Consider the following 21,780-nt stretch of genomic DNA (forward strand, 5'->3'; position numbering starts at 1 on the left):
TTCTAGTAAGGCGATATACCATTGTTAAATATCACTCCTTAATTCAAGGTAAACATAAAAGGCCAATGGGCCCTAGTCAAATAGCACAGCACAGGAATTAAATTTTAATGACAACTTCGTTACTCGAGCAGTTAGTGGAATATCGTGGTATTGAATCTAACTACAACGATGCTTGGGGCCACCCAACAACCATTGATCCTGCAACAAAAAGTAAATTGTTGGCAGCTATGGGTTATCAGGTTAATGATCCCGATTTGTTACTGCAACAAGTTCAGGAGCAGAGTAACAAGACTTGGTTATCGGTGTTAAATCCTGTGCAGGTTTTACGTATTAAAGAGCAGTCGCAAATTACGGTTCGTCTTCCCATTGAGCTTGTGACAGATGAGTATGTAGCTAAGATTGATACTGAGCTAGGAGAAGCACTAGAGCATCGTTTTGTACCTATAGATGGTCAATTGATTAATGTAGTGCATATTGAAGATATTGAGTTTCAAGAATATCTAATCGATATTCCCCTTGAGTTGCCTTTGGGATATCACACTTTATCTTTGGTGATAGATGACGATGTGTTGGGCAGTATGCGGCTGATTATCGCGCCTACTTCTTGCTTCAACCCTAAGGCACTGACTGAAGGTCAAAAAGTGTGGGGATTAAGTGTTCAGCTATATTGTTTACGTAGTGACAATAATTGGGGAGTAGGGGATTTTACAGACTTATCATTTCTTGTGGAAAAGTTGGCGAAACAAGGGGCGCAATTTGTTGGCCTAAATCCAATTCATGCTCTGTACCCAGCTAACGCCAATTCCTGTAGTCCATATGGACCATCGTCTCGTCGCTGGTTAAACTTTATTTATATCGATGTCACTGCCCTTGATGGCTATCAACAAGCAAGCACCCAAGCTGTGGTCAAAGATGTCGAGTTTCAGCAAAAATTACAGCGGGCTAGGGCCACAGATTTAGTCGATTATGAGCTTGTGACTGAATTAAAGTTACGAGCGTTAGAAGAAGTTTTTGAATATCAAAATAGCCAATATCTAACTAAAAATACTAAATTGAACAAAGCTTTTAAGGCCTTTGTCGCTGAAGGTGGTGATAGTTTGCAGACTTTGGCTGTATACGATGCATTGCAAGAGAGCTTAGCCGCACAAGGAAAAGACTCTTGGGGTTGGCCTGTGTTTCCGCCGGAATTATCAGACTTTCATAATCCAGCAGTCAAAATATTTACAAAAAAACATGCCAAACGAGTGAAGTTTTTCTTATGGCTGCAATGGCATGCAGCGTTACAGCTTGAATTGGCGAATCAAGTCGCACAAAAAAATGAGATGTTAATTGGTTTGTACCGCGACCTTGCCGTCGGAGTCAGTGAAGGTAGTGCGGAAATTTGGGGCAATAAAGACTTATATTGTACTGACGCTAGTGTAGGCGCACCCCCAGATATTTTAGGGCCGTTAGGGCAAAATTGGGGATTGCCCCCTATGGATCCAGAAAAACTTTATGAACAACAATATCAACCTATTATTGAATTGTTCGATGCCAATATGCGAGCCACTGGTGCGCTGCGTATTGATCATGTTATGGCGTTATTGAGATTGTGGTGGGTGGCAAAGGGTGACGATGCTAAAGAAGGTGGATACGTATATTATCCGGTAGATGATTTATTAGCCATTTTGGCTTTGGAAAGTCATAGGCATCAAAGTTTGGTCATTGGTGAAGACTTAGGTACTGTACCCGATGAGATCAGAATTAAATTAGCAGACAATGGCGTGTATTCTTATCGGGTGTTCTTTTTTGAACAGGCAAAAGATGGTGGGTTTTTCTCACCAGCCCATTACCCTGAACAATCTATGTCTACCCTTACCACTCACGACATGCCTACTTTGACCGGTTATTGGCATTGCGATGATTTAGCTTTAGGTAAAGAATTAGGGGTGTATCCTACTGAAGAAATTTTAAGTACTTTATATACCAGTAGACATGAGAATAAGCAGGCGATTTTAGATACTTTACATGGTCATCATTCGGTCAATGACGAAGTTGGCCGTGATGTGCATAATGTGGCTATGAGCAAAGCGTTAAATTTTGGCATGCAGCTACATATGGCTGGTGGTTCAAGTGCATTGCTCAGTTTACAATTAGAAGATTGGTTAGAAATGGATAAACCAGTTAATATTCCAGGTACGTTTAATGAATACCCCAATTGGCGACGCAAATTAACGCGCAATTTACAGGATATTTTTGATGACAATTCATTAAATCATCTTGCGGCTAATTTAACAGAGGCACGAAAACACGCCTCGAAGTAAAATAGACAGTGGCTCACTTATTCAGTGAGCCCCCTACTAAGGCGAAAAAATGCAGCTCGAACAAACACTAAAACAAGCTAAATGTACTTTTCCTTTTGCTCATCTGGGCGCGCAATTTCAGCTCTCAAACTCTATTCTTACTGTTACAACTTGGTTGCCTAATGCTGATAAAGTCAAAGTAATTGACTTAGCATCGGGAAAGCCAATTGGCAGTTTAAAAAAAGTAGCTGACAGTCATTTATTTCGCGGTGAGTTTAAAGTTAAACAAGCACCGCTAGTTTATGCCTTTGAAGTGGGCAATAAACAGGGGCAATATCAAGTTATTGACCCTTATCAGTTTCAAGATCAGGCTTATCACGCGGTGCATTTTATTGATCACAGTGCGCAAAATGTTTATCAACAACTCGGTGCACAACTAGTTGATCTCGATCTGGGTTTAGATGCACCTATTCAAGCTACACGTTTTGCAGTGTTTGCCCCCAATGCCAGTGCCGTTTCCTTAATTGGTGAGTTTAATTACTGGGATGGTTCGTGTTTACCCATGCAAAAAACCGATATAGGTTATTGGGTATTAGTTGTACCTGGTATTGAAGCTGGGGCTAAATACAAATACCAAATTAAAGATGCGGCAGGTAATGAGTTACCTCACAAGGCAGACCCTGTGGGCTTCTACGCTGAGCAATATCCTTCACACACTTCTGTGGTGTACGATCACGAACAATATCAATGGCAAGATAAAACATGGCTTAAAAAAGCCAATAAAGATAAATACCATCAGCCCATGAGTATTTATGAATTGCACTTAGGTTCATGGAAACGCCCAAGTCATGAATCAGGTGACAGGTACTTAAGTTACCGAGAGTTAGCCGAGAGTTTAATTCCATATATTAAAGACATGGGTTATACCCATATTGAACTGTTACCTGTTTCTGAATTTCCTTTTGATGGCTCCTGGGGTTATCAGCCAGTGGGATTGTTTGCACCTACTAGTCGTTTTGGTTCGCCAGATGATTTTAAGTTTTTTGTCGATCAGTGTCATCAGAATGATATAGCCGTCATCATTGACTGGGTGCCTGCGCATTTCCCCGAAGACGGCCACGGTTTGGCTAGGTTTGACGGCACTCACGTTTACGAATACGAAGATCCGCGCAAAGGTTGGCATCCAGATTGGAATTCGTGCATTTACGATTTCGGCAAGGATACTGTGCGGCAGTTTTTGGTCGCCAATGCGTTATTTTGGGTCGATAAATACCATATTGATGGTTTACGAGTCGATGCTGTGGCATCCATGTTGTATTTGGATTATTCCCGAGAAGAAGGCGAGTGGATCCCTAATGTAGATGGCGGTAATCACAATTACGAAGCTATAAGTTTGCTGCAATGGATGAACACAGAAGTATACCAAAAATTCCCCTATGCAATGACAATAGCTGAAGAGTCTACTTCGTTCCCTAAAGTTTCCCGTCCCGTGTCTGAAGGTGGTTTGGGCTTTGGCTTTAAATGGAACATGGGTTGGATGCACGACTCGTTGCATTATATTGCTAAAGATCCGTCTTATCGTCGTTATCACCATAATGAAATTACCTTTTCTATGGTATATGCCTTTGACGAAAATTTTGTGTTGCCTATTTCCCATGACGAAGTGGTGCACGGCAAAGGTTCGTTGCTTCGCAAAATGCCAGGGGATGAATGGCAACAAGCGGCTAACCTTCGGGCTTATGCTGGTTTTATGTATGCCCATCCGGGTAAAAAACTTAATTTTATGGGTAATGAAATTGGTCAAGCGGCAGAATGGAATCATGACAGCTCGATTAATTGGCATTTGCTTGAGTACCCAAAACATCAAGGTATTCAAAACCTATTTCGTGACCTAAATAAGGCATATAGCAAATATCCGGCGTTATATGAATTAGATCACAGTCATGAAGGGTTTGAATGGATTGACCATGGCAATGCCGAACAAAGTATTTTGTCGGTGTTGCGCAAGTCCAGTGGTGCAAAACAGAAAATTTATGTGCTGATTAATTTTACACCTGTGCCTTATGAAAACTTCAAGTTAGGGGTACAGGATGAAGGTGCTTATCAGCTGATTTTGAACTCAGACGATAAAAAGTATTGGGGTAGCGGCTACAAAACCAATAAAAAGATGCTAGCAGTCTCAGAGCCTTGGAATGAGCAGCCATATTCTGTCACCGTTAATCTGCCTCCATTGGCAAGTTTATTTATTTTATTTAAAGGCTGAAAGATGTCCAATTTTCAAGTTTCAGCAGGGCAACCACATCCACTAGGTGCCACTATGGGGGACAATACATGTAATTTTGCGGTGCATTGTCCTAGTGCCGATGGTGTTGAATTATGTTTATTTGATAAAAACACAGAAGAACAGCTGGAAGTCATTTTGATGCCAGCAAAAACAGGAAAAATTTGGCATTGCCAGCTTGATAATATTCAGGCTGGGCAGTTGTATGGGTACAGAGTGATTGGAGAAAACCATGCTCATATGGGGCTGAAATTTGATCACCAAAAGTTACTTATCGATCCCTATGCAAAAGCGTTGAGTAGGCCCGCTGTGTGGAATAAAACACAGTACCAAGGTGATAGCCAATTTATGATCCCTAAGGGCATAGTTCAAAATCCTAAATCTAATATACAACAAAGCGAAAAACCGCAAACGCCTCTTGATCAAACTGTCATTTACGAAGCCCATGTTAAAGGCTTAACGCAACTGCACCCTGATGTACCGGAACAATACAAAGGCAAATTTTTAGGTGTTTGCCAACCAGCCATTGTGAACCATTTAAAAGCTTTAGGTATCAGCGCTATTCAGCTAATGCCTGTGGCTGCCTTTATGCCAGAACCTTATATTACCAATAAAGGACTGACAAATTATTGGGGTTACAATCCGATTAATTACTTTTGTCCAGATCCTAGATATGTAGTTGACGATGCAGTAACTGAATTTAAAACTATGGTAAATACTTTGCATAAAGCCGGTATTGAAGTGATTTTGGACGTGGTATTTAATCATACCGCGGAAGGAGGAAGTGACGGTCAAACTCTATCATTTAAGGGCTTTGATAATTCTTCCTGTTATTTGTTTGATCGCAATGAATATGGTGCAGTTGATTATAATAAATATGTGAATAATTCCGGCTGTGGCAATAGTGTCAATACTGCTTTTCCTTATGTGCTGAAAATGGTCATGGATGCATTGCGTTATTGGACAACAGAAATGGGCGTGGATGGTTTTCGTTTTGACCTAGCAGCCAGTTTAGGTCGTGACCCTTATGAGTTTTCATCATTGTCTGGATTTTTCCGAACTATTCGTCAAGATCCCGTGTTGATCAAGACCAAATTAATTGCTGAACCTTGGGACATAGGTCATGGTGGTTATCGACTTGGGCAATTTCCATCAAATTGGTTAGAGTGCAATGATAAATATCGAGACACTGTACGCGCATATTGGCGTGGCGATAAAGGTCTTGTCAGTGATTTTGCGACTCGGTTATTAGGTTCACGTGATGTGTTCCCTAAAGAGGATCGTTCTATTCTCACTTCAGTCAATAATATCAGTTATCACGACGGTTTTACCTTACACGATCTTGTCAGTTACGCTGAAAAGCATAACGAAGCGAATGGTGAACAAAACCGCGATGGTCATGGGCATAATTTGTCGGCGAATTATGGTGTTGAAGGCGTGACCAAAGATGTAAAGATACTCGCCATGCGAGAACGCCAAAAACGCAATCTTTTTGCCACTTTAATGTTGTCCCAAGGGATCCCTCATGTGCTTGGTGGCGATGAGCTCAGTCGCACTCAACAGGGCAACAACAATGCTTATTGTCAAGACAATGAAATAAACTGGCTTGATTGGACATTAAACCAACCTAAACAAGACTTCTTAACGTTTTGCCAACATGCGATCGCACTGCGTAAAAGTAGTGAAATTCTCAATCATCTTAATTTAAAAGATGACAACTATTCGTTAGGCCACAATGTTGAAAAAATTAATTGGTACCGACCAGATGGCGAGCGCAAGCTAGAAGACGATTGGCAAAATCACAATAATCAATCTTTTGCTGTGGAATTATGCGGGCCAATTAACGAAAGTAAATCACACCACGAACATTGGTTGTTGGTATTTAATGCCAGCAAACAGGATGTACGTTTTCATTTACCCGACTTAGGAGTTAACACGGGCTGGCAAATCATGCTGGATACACGGTATGCGCGATGGGCTGATCAACCTGATGTGACCATCAAACACGTGCATATGCAGGCATTTAGCAGTATCTGCGTGTTTAAGTGCTCGGTTGATGATTGATAAAGAATAAATAACATTAAACATTTGCAGGGACATGGAGAATATGTCGCTTTCAACAACATCTGTTTGTTCGTCCAGCTCACCAATAATTATGTACTCAGACTATTGATTAATACAAATAGCATGCAATAAGTTTGGAAATAGTATGGAAAACTTACTTTTGGTTGGGGTGGATTAAATGCTATTACTCAGTGGTTTTCAAAATTGATGCTGATAAATGCTAGTTTTGGCAATTATTGATGTTTTTTAAGTGAAAGTTAATTTCATGATTACACTAGAAAAAGTCCTAGTTTCTAGTTAAAAACGCAAATTTTTAAAATTAAGCGTCTCCCTCCTAGATTTATTCTCAATAATGAAGATTAATTACCTAAAAATGGAGCCTTTAGTGACTATTTTTAGGTAATTGGTAATTTTTCAACAATTTGGTTCTTTGTCATTCCTTGATTAGAATGCCCGCGAATTTGGTATGACTATCGGGAATTAGGCAACAGTTTATGAATCAGCAGTTAGAGCAAGAACTCAGTAGTAGTTGGCAAGAAAGGCAAGAGTACGCGGAACAAATGCAGCCGGTATTGGGCAAACTTTATCGTAACCGTGCCATTGAAATTTCGGTTTATGGTCGACCTCTACTCGGGGCCAGTGCCATTGAAATCATTAAAGCTCATCGTACTGTTAGGTTAAAAGAACAAAGCAAACTTAGATTAAGAGAGAGCTGGCCGTTGTTACAAGTTCTCAACGAAATGGAGTTGGCTCCAGCCCAAATTGATTTGGGAAAATTGGCTTACGCTTATCACTATGACCCTTCGTTTAAAACACAAACAATTGAAGATTATTTATCTGAGCAACTCAAAAGTATTGTTAATGTTAAAGATCATCAGGCGCCACAAGATGTGGTGTTATATGGTTTTGGGCGTATCGGTAGACTGTTAGCTAGGCTGTTGATAGAAAGACAAGGTACCAATAACAAATTACGCTTAAAAGCGATAGTCGTGCGCGGTGGTAAAGAAGGTGATTTAGAAAAACGTGCCAGTTTATTAAGGCGTGATTCGGTGCATGGACCATTTAATGGCAGCATAACCATAGACTTAGAAAAAAATGCTATCAAGGCTAATGGCTCTTATATCCAAGTTATTTATGCCAATAGTCCAGCTGAGGTAGATTACAGCCAATATGGGATTGAACAGGCAATAGTAGTAGACAACACTGGAATGTGGCGTGATGAAGCAGGGCTTGGCCAACATTTACAGTCTAAAGGTGTTAAAAAGGTATTGTTAACTGCACCTGGAAAAGGCGATATTAAGAATATTGTATACGGGGTAAATGACAATGACATATTGTCGTCAGATTTGATCTTGTCTGCGGCCAGTTGTACCACTAACGCCATCACACCTGTTCTCAAAGCGCTAGATGAAAAATATGTGATTGAAAGTGGCCATGTTGAAACCGTGCACTCCTATACCAATGATCAAAACTTGATTGATAATTTTCATAAGGGTGATCGTAGAGGGCGCAGTGCCCCGTTAAATATGGTGATTACAGAAACAGGCGCTGCTACCGCAGTGGCTAAAGCTTATCCAAAATTAGAGGGTAAATTAACTGGTAGCTCTATTCGAGTGCCAACACCCAACGTTTCTTTAGCCATATTAAACTTACATTTAGGTGAGTCCACAGATAAAATAGCGCTCAATGAATATTTACGGGATATTGCTTTATTTTCGCCGCTGCAACATCAAATTAATTTCACTGCTTCAAAAGAAATTGTATCTACTGACTTAGTGGGGACTCGTGCACCTTCGGTTGTTGATTCCCAAGCGACAATAGTGGCAGGGAAGAGAGCTACTTTATATGTTTGGTATGACAATGAATTTGGCTACAGTTGTCAGGTGATGAAAGTGCTGCAACATATGGCAGGTTTAGTGTATCCCACCTTGCCAGAGTCTTTGCCAAGCAAAATATAATGTTTGTGCAATTATTTGAAAATTAATGTAATACAATCCCGCTTCGGCGGGTTTTTATTACCAAGCACAAAAAGATGTTAATAAGTGTCGTTATTAAGAGTACTTATATTTGAATAAATTACTTAACAAAGTTAAACAAATCAAATGGCATATTTGGCTAAGAGATCTTGGCATACTAGGTGCGATATTTGTTGCAATAAGTGTCTGGCAATCACGTGATATGCTCGATATTGATAGCCATCTGCTGCTCAAAGATCAATTACTGGTGAGTATGGATGGGCAGACTAATACAATATTAAAAGCTGACAAACCTACTCTGATTTATTTTTTTGCTCCTTGGTGCAAAATTTGTTCTCTTAGTATCGGTAATCTTGAGTATCTAGATACCAACAAATTAAATATTGTAAGAATTGCATTAGATTATACAAATGTAGAAGAAGTCCAAGATTTTGCTGATAAACACAATATTTCAAGTCAAATATTGTTGGGTCACAAAGGAATAAAACAACAATTTAAAATTCAAGGTTACCCGACCTACTATATTCTGGATCAACAGCAAAAAGTGCTGGCAAAGTCATATGGCTATTCAACTGCGTTAGGCCTAAAACTAAGGCAGGTTTTTTCAGGATAAACCTTTATCTCTAGTCCTTTTTTGATAGTGATTGTGATAAATTACTGCAGTAAAATTTCCATGGGAACAAAACGTGAGAATCAGTAGCAATTTTGATAGCGGAAATATCCAAATTATCCGTGCAGACGATCCATTAAATATTCAACTTAGTATCCGTAAAGATAACCAATCTGATTTTTATCAGTGGTTTCACTTTAAACTTGAAACTCAAAGTTTTGTTTCTCATCAAATAGCTATCACCGATCTTGAAAAATCTGCTTATCCTGGTGGATGGCAGAACTATGGAGCTGTTGCATCATATGACAGACAAGAGTGGTTTCGAGTAGATTGCGAATTTGATGGTGATACCTTAACCATTCAGCATACGCCTGAATTTGAAAATATCTATTACGCCTATTTTGCTCCATATAGTTATGAACGGCATTTAGACTTACTCAGTTGGGCGCAAAATTCCTCTGCTTGTCGTCAGGAGTATTTAGGAGAAACCTTAGACGGACGGGATATGTCTTTGCTGGTTGTGGGTGAACCCGAAGAAGGCAAAAAAGTGATTTGGGTAACCGCTCGCCAACATCCCGGCGAAACTATGGCCGAGTGGCTCATTGAAGGATTTTTGGAGCGTCTATTAGACGAAGACGATGGATTATCCAGACAATTATTAGATAAAGTCGTTTTTTACATTGTACCCAACATGAATCCAGATGGTTCGGTGCGAGGACATTTACGTACTAATGCCAAAGGTGTGAACTTAAACCGCGAATGGCAAGCCCCCAGTATGGAAAACAGCCCTGAAGTGTATTTAGTAAAACAAAAAATGTTAGACACAGGTGTAGACATGTTTTTGGATGTACATGGGGATGAGGCATTACCTTATAATTTTGTTGCTGGCTGCGAAGGTAATCCTAATTACAATCAACGTTTAAAAGAACTTGAAGATAAGTTCAAAGCTGCATTTATGGTAGCCACTCCAGAATTTCAAGACGAATATGGTTACGATAAAGATGAGCCAGGTAAGAGTAATTTAACAGTTGCAACCAATGCGGTAGGGCATCAATTTGATTGTTTGGCTTACACCTTGGAAATGCCATTTAAAGATAATATTGATTTACCAGACTCTGTTTATGGATGGTCACCAGCTCGCTGTAAGCAACTGGGTGATGATGTATTGATTGCCATGCGCGCAGTAGTTGATATTCTTCGCTAGTAAAAAAAATGTATAAAAAAATAATTATAATAAAACAACTAAAAATTAAGGGGAAAACCGTTGGAAGCTTTTCATAATTTACTGAAATCTATGGATGGCATGTTGGGGGGCGCTTGGTGGTTCCCATACGTGTTATTGGGTACAGGCTTATTTTTTACAATCTACTTAAAATTTCCTCAAGTGCGTTATTTCAAACACGCTTGGAAGGTAGTGACAGGTAAATATGATAAAGCCGACGCACCTGGTGATACCTCACATTTTAGAGCCTTAACTACTGCGCTTTCAGGCACTGTTGGTACAGGTAATATTGGTGGCGTAGCCTTTGCTCTGTTTTTAGGCGGGCCTGCAGCTTTGTTTTGGATGTGGGCAACGGCATTTTTTGGTATGACAACTAAGTTTGTTGAGGTGACGCTGTCACACAAATACCGTGATAAAACCCCAGATGGCACTATGGCTGGTGGCCCCATGTATTACATGGACAAACGTTTGAATATGAAATGGTTAGCCGTTGCTTTTGCGGTTGCCACTGTTATTAGTTCTTTTGGAACAGGTAACCTTCCACAAAGTAATAGTATTGCTACGAGTATTGAATCTACCTTTGGTTTTGATCCTCTAGTCGTAGGTAGTATTCTTGGAATACTTTTGGCATTGGTTATCTTAGGTGGTATCACACGTATTGCGGCTGTTACGTCAAAAATAGTGCCGCTAATGGCCTTAATCTATATTGTTGGTGCCTTTACTGTCATATTTGCCAATTTGGAAAACGTTGGGCCCGCTTTTGTTTCAGTGTTTGCTGATGTGTTTACTGGTTCAGCTGCTACTGGTGGATTTTTAGGTGCAACTATCGCTTACGCCTTTAACCGCGGTGTTAACAGAGGCCTGTTTTCAAACGAAGCCGGGCAGGGTTCTGCCCCTATCGCTCACGCTGCTGCTAAAACTGATGAGCCTGTCGCTGAGGGCATGGTGTCTATTCTTGAGCCGTTCATCGATACCATTCTTATTTGTACTGTCACTGGTTTGGTTATCCTTTCTTCTGGTGTCTGGAAAGAAAAACATCTTAATACCTTCGATCGTACTGATATGTACATATTAGCGGGTGATTATGTTGAATCTGACCCTGCAGATAAACAAACTCTTTTTGCCTATATTAATGGTATTGAAGGTCATGGCGTCAGTGATTTTAATGGTGAGATACAAGTCGTTAATGGCAAGGCTGTGAGTAAAGGTTTTACGATTTTTAATGCGCGCTCCTTTGCAGATAATGTGGTTTTCTCACTAGGGGAACCAGAGGACAACTACACAGGTACATTAAAAGTGGTAGATGGTAACCTACTCAAAGATAGCATTATCGTAAGAGGTGAGTCGTTAATTCATTCCGCGAGTCTTACCGCCCTAGCTTTCACTAAAGGTTTCTTAGGGGAATCCGGCAAATATATAGTATCCATAGGATTATTATTGTTCGCGTTTTCTACTGCGATCGCATGGTCGTATTATGGTGATAGAGCCATGACATATTTGTTTGGTCCGCGCTCAGTAATGCCTTATCGCGTAGTTTACGTTGCTGGCTTTGTATGGGCCGCAGTATCAGATACCACACTTGTATGGACCTTGTCTGCGGTGGCTATAGTGGTGATGACCTTGCCTAACTTGTTTGGTATTTTCTTACTACGTAAAGAAATGAAAGATTCAGTTGCAGAATACTGGACCAAGTTTAATAAAGAAAACAAATAACCTTTGATGGTTTGTGACAGGCGCGGCTAGTAGCCGCGCTTTTCTATTTTGTCCCTATGTTGGATATCAAAGATTGGAGAAAAATATATGGCATTGATAGATTGCCCTAGCTGTAATAAAAAAATATCGGATAAAGCTCAAAGTTGTCAGCACTGCGGTTTTGCCTTAGGCGAAGCTGATGCTGAAGACATCGCCCGTAAACTAAGCTTAAATAAGTATTTGAAAAACCAAAGGATCCAAACCCAATCCATGGTCGCTATGTTGTTATTTGTAGCGGGTTTTGGTTTTATGTATTGGGGTGGGGCAACACCAGGCGATTTACAACATAATCTTGCTATAGGTTTGGCGATAGTTGGCTTTGTTTGGTACATAGTGAACCGTGTGCGTTTGATACTTTTAAAAAGGTCTGATTAAAAAATGGATAGTACTGCGTTATTAACCTCGATGTCTGAGCCCGTTTATCAGAAATTGCTACAAGCAGTAGAAACAGGTAAATGGTTAGACGGTTCGCCGCTAACAGAACAGCAACGAGAAACGTCTATGCAAGCGGTGATGTATTATCAAGCCAAAGTATTAAAGTCTGACCAACACATGACAGTCGGTGCTGACGGTGAAATTGTAGAAAGAAGCCGAGAGTCATTGCAGCAAGAGCTGAAACAAAATTCTAATAACATTCAAACAATAGCGCGGTTTAAACAGGATGATCTTTAAGCACCTTTTTCGTTCCAAACATCAAAATCCTGATCCTCAGGTACGTATTCAAGCAATAGAAAACCTGAATCACCAAGATCCACAACAAAAATCTGTTTTGCATGAACTGGCTTTTAACGACTCCGATGTGGGCGTTAGTTTGGCTGCCTTGCAGAAACTCGACAGTTTTGTGCTTTGGTACAAAATGTCTGAGATTGCAAAAAACGATAGAGTGCAGAAAAAATCACAACAATTTGTTGAAAACACTTTGTTAGATGAGCAAAACCCAGCGTTAACTGTGCAAGAAAAACGTAAGTTTATTCTTGAAACTCGTGACATACGCTTAATCGAAAAACTGCTTGGGCAGCAATGGATACAAAAAGACACCGAACTTGCGATGATGTTGCTGCAAAAAGCTGACAAGCCGCAATTACAAGAAAAACTCTTGATTGATACCCAAAATGAAAGTCTTCAGACTGCCATTTTGCAAACCCTAACAGATACTGCTGCGACCCGTAAATTACTTAATAAAATACAAAAAAAGACATCTTCAAGTGGTTTGAAAGACTTAGCTAGTGAAACGCTTCAAGGCTGGTTGACGGCGGAACAAGCGCCAATTGAAGTTGAACAACAAGTAAAAATGGTGTTGTCTCGCATGTTGGCTCTGAAAGATCAAAGCGATTTATTACGTATTCAACAACAGCAAAAAGAATTAATACTTCAGTACAATCAAATTGCAGAGCGCTTTGTTTGTTTGCCTGAACTTAAACGCATCGAAATTGAACAAAAATATAGCGATATTTGCGTACGTGTTGAACGCACTATCGCGTTATTAACACCACAATGGCAAGCGCAGCAAGCCGAATTGGCGTTAAGCCAAAATATGCAAACCTTGCTGCTTGAGGTTGAGCAAAGCTTGGCTGAATTATCTATACAACTAAGCACACGCATCAGTGAAATTAGTTCATCAGAGGTGGAAACTTTTGTTATCAGGATCAATCAGCACATTGAGAACTTGCAAAGTCTGACCAACCAATTACCCGCCTCTAACCAAACTGCCCACAGACGTTTAGAACAAACAAATAATCAGTTGTTGTCTAGTTTAAATACTTTAACAAACCTTCCAGAATTCCAACAAGCCATTCAACTTGGACAGGCATTGTTAGAAAAATTTGCTAGTTTGGCACTACCAGATGATGCTAGCCAAATTGAAGCCGCAGAAGAGTATCTCAGGGAACAAAAACAACTATGGCGAAATACAGTTGCCAGCTATCAGGCGCATATCCCAGCTACCTTGTCACAGCAGTGGAATGAACGTTTAAAAGGTTGGCATCAGGCAATAAAAGTTTTAAAAAACCAATTAGATGCTGAGCTTTCTCGTTGTAGAAACAAGTTAAAGGCCGTTGAAAGCCTGATTAACCAAGGTAAGTTTAAAGCGGCAATGATGTTGTATCAAAAGGTACAAAAATGGTTCGATGTATTACCTGAGAAACAACAAGGGCAATTAGAACGCACTTTTGTTTCCGTAAAAGAACAAATTGAAAACCTAAAAGACTGGCAAGATTACATTGCAGCTCCTCGTAAACCGGCGCTGCTAAACGAAGTAGAGGCGTTAATCGCTCAGCCTTTAGAAATTGAAGCTCAATCTACAGCTATTAAGTCTTTGCGTTATCAATGGAATAGTTTGGGTAAAATAGACTCTGAGTCTGACCAAGCCTTAAATGAAGCCTTTGAAATAGCCATAGAAAAAGCCTTTGCGCCATGCCGTGAATTTTACGATCAACAACAACAGCAACGTGAACAAAACATGTTGGCTAAGCAACAACTTTTGGCTGAAATTCAAACCTTAGGTGAACAACAAGTAGGTGTTACCGAGCTCGCTAAAGCCTTAAGAAGTGTGCAGCAAAAATGGAAAAATATTGGTGAAGTCGACTTTAAGCAGCGCAATGCGTTATACGATAGTTATCAAAAATTGCTTAATCCACTTAGAGACAAAATATCAGCGTTTTATCAAGACAATGCTGAGCAAAAGCAGGCACTGCTAACAAAAGCGGAAAAACTCTCAGAGTTAGAGTCTGTGGATGAGGCCATAGAACAAGCTAAGAAACTACAGCAGACCTGGAAAACTATCGAGCATGCTGGCAAAAAAGCTGAAGCAAAATTATGGCCAGCATTCAGAAAGGCCAATGATAGTCTGTTTGCCAAAAAATCTGCGGTAAATCAACAACAGATATCCGAACTTAAAGAACAAGTCGCATTAGTCAAAGAACAAGTGACACAGTTCGAAACTTCATTTAATAATGTCGATGATAAAGCTAACCTGCAAAGTGTTATGCAAGATAAACAAGGTGTTATAGATGCAATTAATACTTTGCCTACTCGCGAACGTAGGGCGCTAGAACAAAGAGTACAAAGTGTTGTTGAACAACAGCAAATAAAGTTGGGCGAACTTGCAAAAGCAGCTAAAAGTCAAACCTACTTAGATTTGTTCAGTGCCTTAAAAGAGTGGCAAACGGATAACGAAATACCCGCAAGTGCGACTAGTTTAAACAAACAATGGCAACAATGTTTTCGTGAGTTAGTTGCAGATACCGACCGCCATGATTTAACCATTAAGATGGAAATAGTGGCGCAACAAGATTCTCCTAAAAAAGACTCAGCAAAACGTCAATCTATTCAAATGCAATTGATGGCGCAGAAGTTACAATCTGGAGACAGTCTAGACTTACTGACTTTGCTTAAAGATTGGATTAGAGCAGGTGCCTTAAGTAAAAGCGACATTACTTTGCTGAAGCGAATTGAACCACTGTTTGTGGGTTGAGTTATGAAAGATAAAAGTACATTAATACGCCTAAATAAATTTATCAGCGACTCAGGTTTTAGCTCGCGCCGAGAAGCTGACAAATTAATAGAGCAACAAAGAGTTAGGATCAACGACAGTATCCCAGAATTAGGTACTAAGGTGGCGCCTGGTGATGTGGTGACCGTTGATGGCCAGCTTATTCAAGCCAGTGCAACGGATAAAGCAGATAGGGTGTATATCGCTTATCACAAGCCCGTAGGTATCACTTGTACCACTGAGTTACATATCAAAGGCAATATTGTTGATGCCATAGGCCATAAAGAAAGAATTTTCCCAATAGGTCGTTTAGATAAACCTTCTGAAGGTTTGATTTTTTTGACCAGTGATGGCGATATAGTTAACAAAATTCTAAGGGCTGAAAACGCCCACGATAAAGAGTATGTAGTGACAGTAGATAGGCCGCTAACGGAGCGTTTTATCCAAAAAATGGGCAATGGTGTGCCTATTTTAAACACTGTCACTAAAGCTTGTGAAGTGACCATGCAAAGTAAAATGGTGTTTCGTATAGTGTTGACCCAAGGCTTAAACCGCCAAATCCGCCGGATGTGTGAATATTTAGGCTATGAGGTAGTCAAGCTTAAACGTACTCGCATTATGTCGGTGCGTTTGGCTGGATTGAAAGTAGGGCAGTGGCGAGATTTAACTGCTGCTGAGATGGATGAGATTAATGGGGCGGTAGAAGGGTCTTCTAAAACGGATATTTAATTTTACTGCACTGGCGCTTATTGCCATCTCGATAACAGCTCCTGCGTTATTCTACCTTCCGACATCCATGTCGGTCGCAGGCAGGTTTCTCACAGAATCCCTGGGTTACGACTTACTTTTTGTCAAAGTCGGCAAAAATCATTAATAAATAATAGTTGCAGTATTTTCTTTAGAAAGGCATTAAAAGTGTTCGTAGTGCTGGTTTCAGCGCCAACAAAATAGTGTCTTTTTGAAGTTCGGGGTATAAAGTCGTTCGTAGCAATAAGCCGCCGAACATTGCAAAAAGAACATTGATACGGCCATCTAATTCTTTATCAGTTACATCTTTAATTAAGCTGCGTTCGCCAGTTAATAGTCGGCGCATTTTATCTCTGGCATGGGTATCTGATTGTTGCAATAAAAAGGCAACTTTTGGGTTGCGGGCTGCTTCGGCCAACATCTCTAGTTGTAGTGCTCCTTGTTCTTTGTCCATACTGTGTTCCACACCTTCATCGGCGCCTTCGGTCATCACGGACACCAAATCATCAGGGTGATCTTCAAATTGTTGAAATATCGAAAACATTTCTTCCATATCGCGCTCAATAATAGCTTCGATTATGGCTTCTTTGCTGGCGAAGTAATTGTAGATATGACCTGCGCTCATTTCTGCGGTTTTTGAAATCTCTGCCATTCCGGCGCCATGATACCCTTTACGGCGAAAGCAATCGGCGGCAGCAATCAGAATTTGTCCTCGTCTTGCCTCTGCTAACGCTGGATCAGCATGCCGTTTGGTTATTTTTTCTGCCATTTGATACTCCTTCTCTATAAATTCAGACTGTTGGACTCTATTCAGCTGGGTTTATAGAGTTCTGCCAACCGCCGCCGAGTACTTTATACAAACTAATTTTGCTAGCAAGTACTAATTTCTGACCATTAATGAGTTGCTGCTGCGCAGTATAGGAGTTTCGTTGGGCATCCAATACCTGTAAAAAACTGTCAGCTCCCTGTTTAAAGCGTTGTTCCGATAAATAGAAACTCTGCTGGTTACTGTCGACCAATTCATGTTGTGCCAGTAATTGATTAACATAACCTTGGCGATCGGCCAGACTATCCGATACTTCGCGGAAAGCTTGTTGGATTTTTTGTTGATAACTTGCCAAGGCCATTTGTTGTTGGGCATTAGCAACATCCACGTTGGCCTGTGTGCGGCCCATATTAAAAATGGGTAGGTAAATGGACGGCATTAAGCTCCAACTGCCTGAACCACCTTTAAATAAATTATCTAGTTCAGAGGATGCTGTGCCTGCATTGGCGGTTAAACTGATGCTTGGGAAATATGCAGCTTTGGCAATGCCAATGTTAGCATTAGCCCCTAACAAGTCATGCTCAGCAGCTTTGATATCTGGCCTTTGCTGTAACAAATCAGATGGCAAGCCAACGGGGACTTCAGGTAAATTCAACAACGTTTCTATTGGCTGGTCGGGCAACAAGTCTGCAGAAACCGGCATTCCAACCAGTAAATCTAAGGCATTTTTATCCCGTTGCAACACACGGTTATACCTAGCAACATCAATCTTAGCGGAAGCTACCGTACTCTTAAGTTGCTGCAAGGTTAACGCTGAGGCAGCACCTAAGTTATAGCTCTGTTCAATTAAGGATAAGCTTTGACGCTGGCTGTGTAGCGTATCCTTGGCTAGTGCAAGTAATTGCTGATCGGCAGCATAGGCCAACCAAGCATTGGCTAGCTCAGCTACCAAGCTTATCTGGCTACTACGCTGTGCTTGTTCCGTTGAAAAAAGCTGTTGTAGGGCCTGTTCAGACTGGTTACTTACTTTGCTCCATAAATCCAGTTCGTAGGAGGTGATCCCAACAGTTGCGCTGTATTGCTGATTAATTTGTACATTGCCTGAGCCACTTAAGTCAGCGGGCAAACGTTGTCTACTACCAGCAGCATTTAGTGCAAGTTCTGGGTACAAGCCTGAATCTTCAATTTGGTATAAAGCTCGCACCCGTTGCACGTTAAGTGCCGCAATTTGCATGTCCTTATTGTGTTCCAAACTTTGCTGGATCAATTGTATTAGTTTGTTGTTGGCGAAAAACTGCTGCCAAGGCAATTCTGCGGCGCTACTTTGAGTATTTTCCGATAGGGATGATTGAGTATAAGTATCGGGTACAGGTAGTTCAATCGTCTGTTGTTGTGGTGCTAATTGGCAACCACTTAAGGTTATAGCCGTCATACAGCTCAGAGTGATAGTTATCTGTTTCATTGGGCATTCTCCCCAGTGGTACCTGGTTTAGTCGGGAAAACGCGTTTTACTAATACAAAAAATAAGGGGACAAATAGTATCGCTAAAATAGAGGAGGCTAGCGTTCCACCAATCACTGCGATACCTAAGGCATTCTGGGCACCAGAACCTGCACTAGAAGCAAGAGCCAGTGGTAATACCCCACAAATAAAGGCCATGGATGTCATTAAAATAGGACGTAAACGTAAACGAACCGCTTCAATAGTGGCATCGACTAACTCCACTCCTTGTTCCATTCTGTTGATGGCAAATTCAACCAACAAAATAGAGTTTTTCGAGGCTAAACCTATGGTGGTGAGCAAAGCAACCTGCAGATAAATATCATTAGATAAATTAGCAAACCATGCAGCCATGACGGCACCGACTACCCCTAAAGGCACAATTAGCATAACCGCTGTTGGCACCGACCAGCTTTCATACAAGGCTGCCAAACACAGAAAAACCACCAATAGAGATAAGGAATAGAGTAATGGTGCCTGACCACCGCTGGCGCGTTCCTGGTAGGATAGGCCTGTCCATTCGAAGGCAACTCCCGCTGGTAATTGTTTAACTAAACGTTCCATTTCGTCCATGGCTTGGCCAGTACTGTATCCTGGTGCAGATGAGCCTTGAATTTCCATAGAAGAAAATCCGTTATAACGTTCTAGTCGAGGTGAACCATAAACCCAGTGTGAGCTGGCAAAGGCTGCAAATGGCACCATTTCACCATTGCTGTTACGCACATACCACTTGTTTAAGTCTTCCGGCACCATGCGGCTACTAGCAATGCCTTGCATGTAGACTTTTTTCACACGGCCACGATCAATAAAGTCATTGACGTAACTGCTTCCCCAAGCGGTAGACAAAGTGTTGTTAATGTCAGCCTGACTGACGCCAAATGCAGCAGCTTTAGCCAAGTCAATATCCAAGGATAATTCTGGCATATCATCTTGTCCATTGGGGCGTACACCGGCCAATATTGGACTTGCTCCGGCAAGGCCTAAAAGCATATTTCGCGCTTGCCCCAATTGTTCATGACCCAGGCCAGCTCTGTCTTGCAGGAACATGGTAAAACCATTGGCTACGCCTAACTCAGATACTGCTGGTGGTGCAAAGGCAAAAACAAAGGCTTCTTTGATCGTGGAGAAAAAGCCCATGGACTTGTTCGCGACGGCAACTACTGATAAATCTTCACTTTGGCGAAGATCCCAATGTTTTAAGCTTACAAATCCTAATGCAGCATTTTGTCCAGAACCGGCAAAACTGAAACCAGTGACGGTAAAGATAGAATTAACCGCTTCAGATTGGTCTTGTAAATAATGGTTTTCCATTTTTTTCACAACTTCTAGTGTTTCCCCAGTCGTTGAACCGGCTGGCAAAATCACTTGATTAAGCAAGATACCTTGATCTTCATCTGGTAAAAAAGCCGAGGGCAATTGGCTAAAAATAAACACCATGCCAGCAATCACTAGGACGTAACACAACAAATAACGTTTACTTTGTTTGATCATTCGGCTTGCAAAGCTTTGTGTTCCTTTGTTGGTACGCTCAAAACCACGGTTAAAACCAGAAAAGAACTTACCTATTAAAGAAGTATTGTTATGCACATGACTGGGTTTTAATAAGGTGGCACATAGTGCTGGAGTCAAAATCAAAGCAACTAATACAGATAATCCCATTGCCGAAACCAAGGTAACTGAGAACTGTTGATATATGACGCCGGTTGAGCCTCCAAGGAAAGCCATAGGTACAAATACGGCCGATAACACCATGGCAATACCCACCAAAGCACCTTTGATTTGATCCATTGATTTTCGGGTTGCTTCAAGAGGAGATAATTTTTCTTCGGTCATCACCCGTTCAACGTTCTCAACCACCACTATCGCATCATCTACCAACAAACCTATGGCCAATACCATGGCAAACATTGTTAAAGTGTTAATGGAATAACCAAAGGCCGACAATATTGCAAAGGTTCCTAGTAATACTACTGGCACGGCAATAGTAGGTATTAAAGTAGCGCGGAAGTTCTGTAAAAATAAATACATGACTAGAAATACCAAACCGACAGCTTCAATTAGGGTACTGACCACTTTTTCAATCGACAGTTTCACAAAGGGAGTGGTGTCATAAGGCACTACCGATTTTAATCCTTCAGGGAAGAGCGGTTCTAAGTCGGCTAAGGCTTTTTTTACACCGGCGGCAGTGTCTAGAGCATTAGCACCACTGGCCAGTTTTACCGCCAGGCCCGAGGCGGGCTTGCCGTTAAAGCGAGCAACTACGCCATAGTTTTCACCGCCAAGTTCAACCTTAGCGACATCCTCTAAACGTACAACTGAACCATTTATATTGGTTTTAACCAGAATGGCACGAAACTGCTCGGCAGTTTGTAAACGACTTTGGGCTGTAATAGTAGCGTTTAATTGCTGACCCTCTAAGGCTGGCATGCCACCCAATTGACCGGCCGATACTTGGGCATTTTGAGCGGTAATGGCCGCGCTGATGTCAGAGGGCATCAAATTGTAGTTCTGCAACTTTGCTGGGTCGAGCCAAATACGCATGGCATATTGGGAACCAAACAACTGCACTTCACCCACACCATTGACGCGAGACACATTGTCTACAACGCTAGATGCAACATAGTCACCGATATCGATGTCATTCATGCTGCCGTCTTCAGAAACAAAACCAACAACTAACAAAAAATTGTTAGAAGATTTAGCTACTGATACTCCCAGACGTTGTACTTCTTGTGGTAATAATGGCGTTGCAGATGCTAGTTTATTTTGCACCTGAACCTGAGCTATATCAGGGTTGGTGTCAGCACTGAAGGTTAAAGTAAGCAGCATTGCTCCATTTGATTCGGATGTGGATGACATATAAATCAGGCCATCTAAACCTTTCATTTTTTGTTCAATAACTTGGGTAACAGTATCCTCCAACGTGCGGGCTGATGCACCCGGATAGTTAGCACTGACACTAATAGCAGGTGGCGCAATAGAAGGGTACTGAGCTACGGGCAAGCTGTTAATCGCCAATACACCGGCTAGCATAACTACAATGGCCAGCACCCAGGCAAAAATGGGGCGATCAATAAAATATCGTGACAT

General features: G+C 41.2%; 14 protein-coding genes. 11 read left to right on the plus strand and 3 right to left on the minus strand.

Going from position 1 to position 21,780, the window contains the following annotated elements; all coding sequences use genetic code 11:
• The first annotated feature begins 107 nt into the window (after nucleotides 1-107).
• The 11 genes from malQ to rluF all read left to right on the plus strand — a co-directional run bounded on the left by malQ (nucleotide 108) and on the right by rluF (nucleotide 16,406).
• Nucleotides 108-2,303, plus strand: coding sequence for a 4-alpha-glucanotransferase (gene malQ / locus GARC_RS08945; protein ID WP_007619058.1), 2,196 nt, complete (start codon nucleotides 108-110; stop codon nucleotides 2,301-2,303).
• 49 nt (nucleotides 2,304-2,352) lie between these two features.
• Nucleotides 2,353-4,545, plus strand: a complete 2,193-nt coding sequence (gene glgB / locus GARC_RS08950; RefSeq protein WP_007619060.1) for a 1,4-alpha-glucan branching protein GlgB — start codon at nucleotides 2,353-2,355, stop codon at nucleotides 4,543-4,545.
• A 3-nt stretch (nucleotides 4,546-4,548) separates the two neighbouring features.
• The gene (glgX, locus tag GARC_RS08955; protein ID WP_007619061.1) at nucleotides 4,549-6,627 is read left to right on the plus strand and encodes a glycogen debranching protein GlgX; all 2,079 of its coding nucleotides are present in this window, start codon (nucleotides 4,549-4,551) and stop codon (nucleotides 6,625-6,627) included.
• Nucleotides 6,628-7,121: 494 nt separating this feature from the next.
• Nucleotides 7,122-8,585: a glyceraldehyde-3-phosphate dehydrogenase gene (locus GARC_RS08960; protein ID WP_007619063.1), complete on the plus strand. Its 1,464-nt coding sequence runs from the start codon at nucleotides 7,122-7,124 to the stop codon at nucleotides 8,583-8,585.
• A 109-nt stretch (nucleotides 8,586-8,694) separates the two neighbouring features.
• Nucleotides 8,695-9,216, plus strand: coding sequence for a TlpA family protein disulfide reductase (locus GARC_RS08965; protein ID WP_007619065.1), 522 nt, complete (start codon nucleotides 8,695-8,697; stop codon nucleotides 9,214-9,216).
• A gap of 73 nt (nucleotides 9,217-9,289) precedes the next feature.
• Nucleotides 9,290-10,417: a M14 family metallopeptidase gene (locus GARC_RS08970; RefSeq protein ID WP_007619067.1), complete on the plus strand. Its 1,128-nt coding sequence runs from the start codon at nucleotides 9,290-9,292 to the stop codon at nucleotides 10,415-10,417.
• Nucleotides 10,418-10,477: 60 nt separating this feature from the next.
• Nucleotides 10,478-12,148: an alanine/glycine:cation symporter family protein gene (locus GARC_RS08975; protein WP_007619069.1), complete on the plus strand. Its 1,671-nt coding sequence runs from the start codon at nucleotides 10,478-10,480 to the stop codon at nucleotides 12,146-12,148.
• 87 nt (nucleotides 12,149-12,235) lie between these two features.
• Nucleotides 12,236-12,562: a zinc-ribbon domain-containing protein gene (locus GARC_RS08980; protein WP_007619070.1), complete on the plus strand. Its 327-nt coding sequence runs from the start codon at nucleotides 12,236-12,238 to the stop codon at nucleotides 12,560-12,562.
• A 3-nt stretch (nucleotides 12,563-12,565) separates the two neighbouring features.
• The gene (locus GARC_RS08985; RefSeq protein ID WP_007619071.1) at nucleotides 12,566-12,859 is read left to right on the plus strand and encodes a YeaC family protein; all 294 of its coding nucleotides are present in this window, start codon (nucleotides 12,566-12,568) and stop codon (nucleotides 12,857-12,859) included.
• Nucleotides 12,849-15,659 carry a DUF349 domain-containing protein gene (locus GARC_RS08990; RefSeq protein WP_007619072.1) on the plus strand — a complete coding sequence of 937 codons (2,811 nt, stop codon included), beginning with the start codon at nucleotides 12,849-12,851 and terminating at the stop codon, nucleotides 15,657-15,659. The genes GARC_RS08985 and GARC_RS08990 overlap by 11 nt, the downstream gene beginning before the upstream one ends.
• Before the next feature lie 3 nt (nucleotides 15,660-15,662).
• Entirely contained in the window at nucleotides 15,663-16,406 is a 744-nt protein-coding gene (gene rluF / locus GARC_RS08995; RefSeq protein ID WP_007619073.1) for a 23S rRNA pseudouridine(2604) synthase RluF, read from the plus strand.
• A gap of 169 nt (nucleotides 16,407-16,575) precedes the next feature.
• Here the strand turns inward: rluF and GARC_RS09000 are convergent, their stop codons facing one another.
• The 3 genes from GARC_RS09000 to GARC_RS09010 are packed head-to-tail and all read right to left on the minus strand — an operon-like array spanning nucleotide 16,576 to nucleotide 21,780.
• Nucleotides 16,576-17,193: a TetR/AcrR family transcriptional regulator gene (locus GARC_RS09000; protein ID WP_007619074.1), complete on the minus strand. Its 618-nt coding sequence runs from the start codon at nucleotides 17,191-17,193 to the stop codon at nucleotides 16,576-16,578.
• A gap of 37 nt (nucleotides 17,194-17,230) precedes the next feature.
• A complete protein-coding gene (locus tag GARC_RS09005) occupies nucleotides 17,231-18,652 on the minus strand; it encodes an efflux transporter outer membrane subunit (RefSeq protein ID WP_007619076.1) in 1,422 nt (473 codons plus the stop codon).
• The gene (locus GARC_RS09010; protein ID WP_007619079.1) at nucleotides 18,649-21,780 is read right to left on the minus strand and encodes an efflux RND transporter permease subunit; all 3,132 of its coding nucleotides are present in this window, start codon (nucleotides 21,778-21,780) and stop codon (nucleotides 18,649-18,651) included. Before GARC_RS09010 ends, GARC_RS09005 begins: the two co-directional genes overlap by 4 nt.

It is taken from the genome of Paraglaciecola arctica BSs20135 (assembly GCF_000314995.1).
In the GTDB taxonomy this organism is placed as follows: Bacteria; Pseudomonadota; Gammaproteobacteria; order Enterobacterales; family Alteromonadaceae; genus Paraglaciecola; species Paraglaciecola arctica.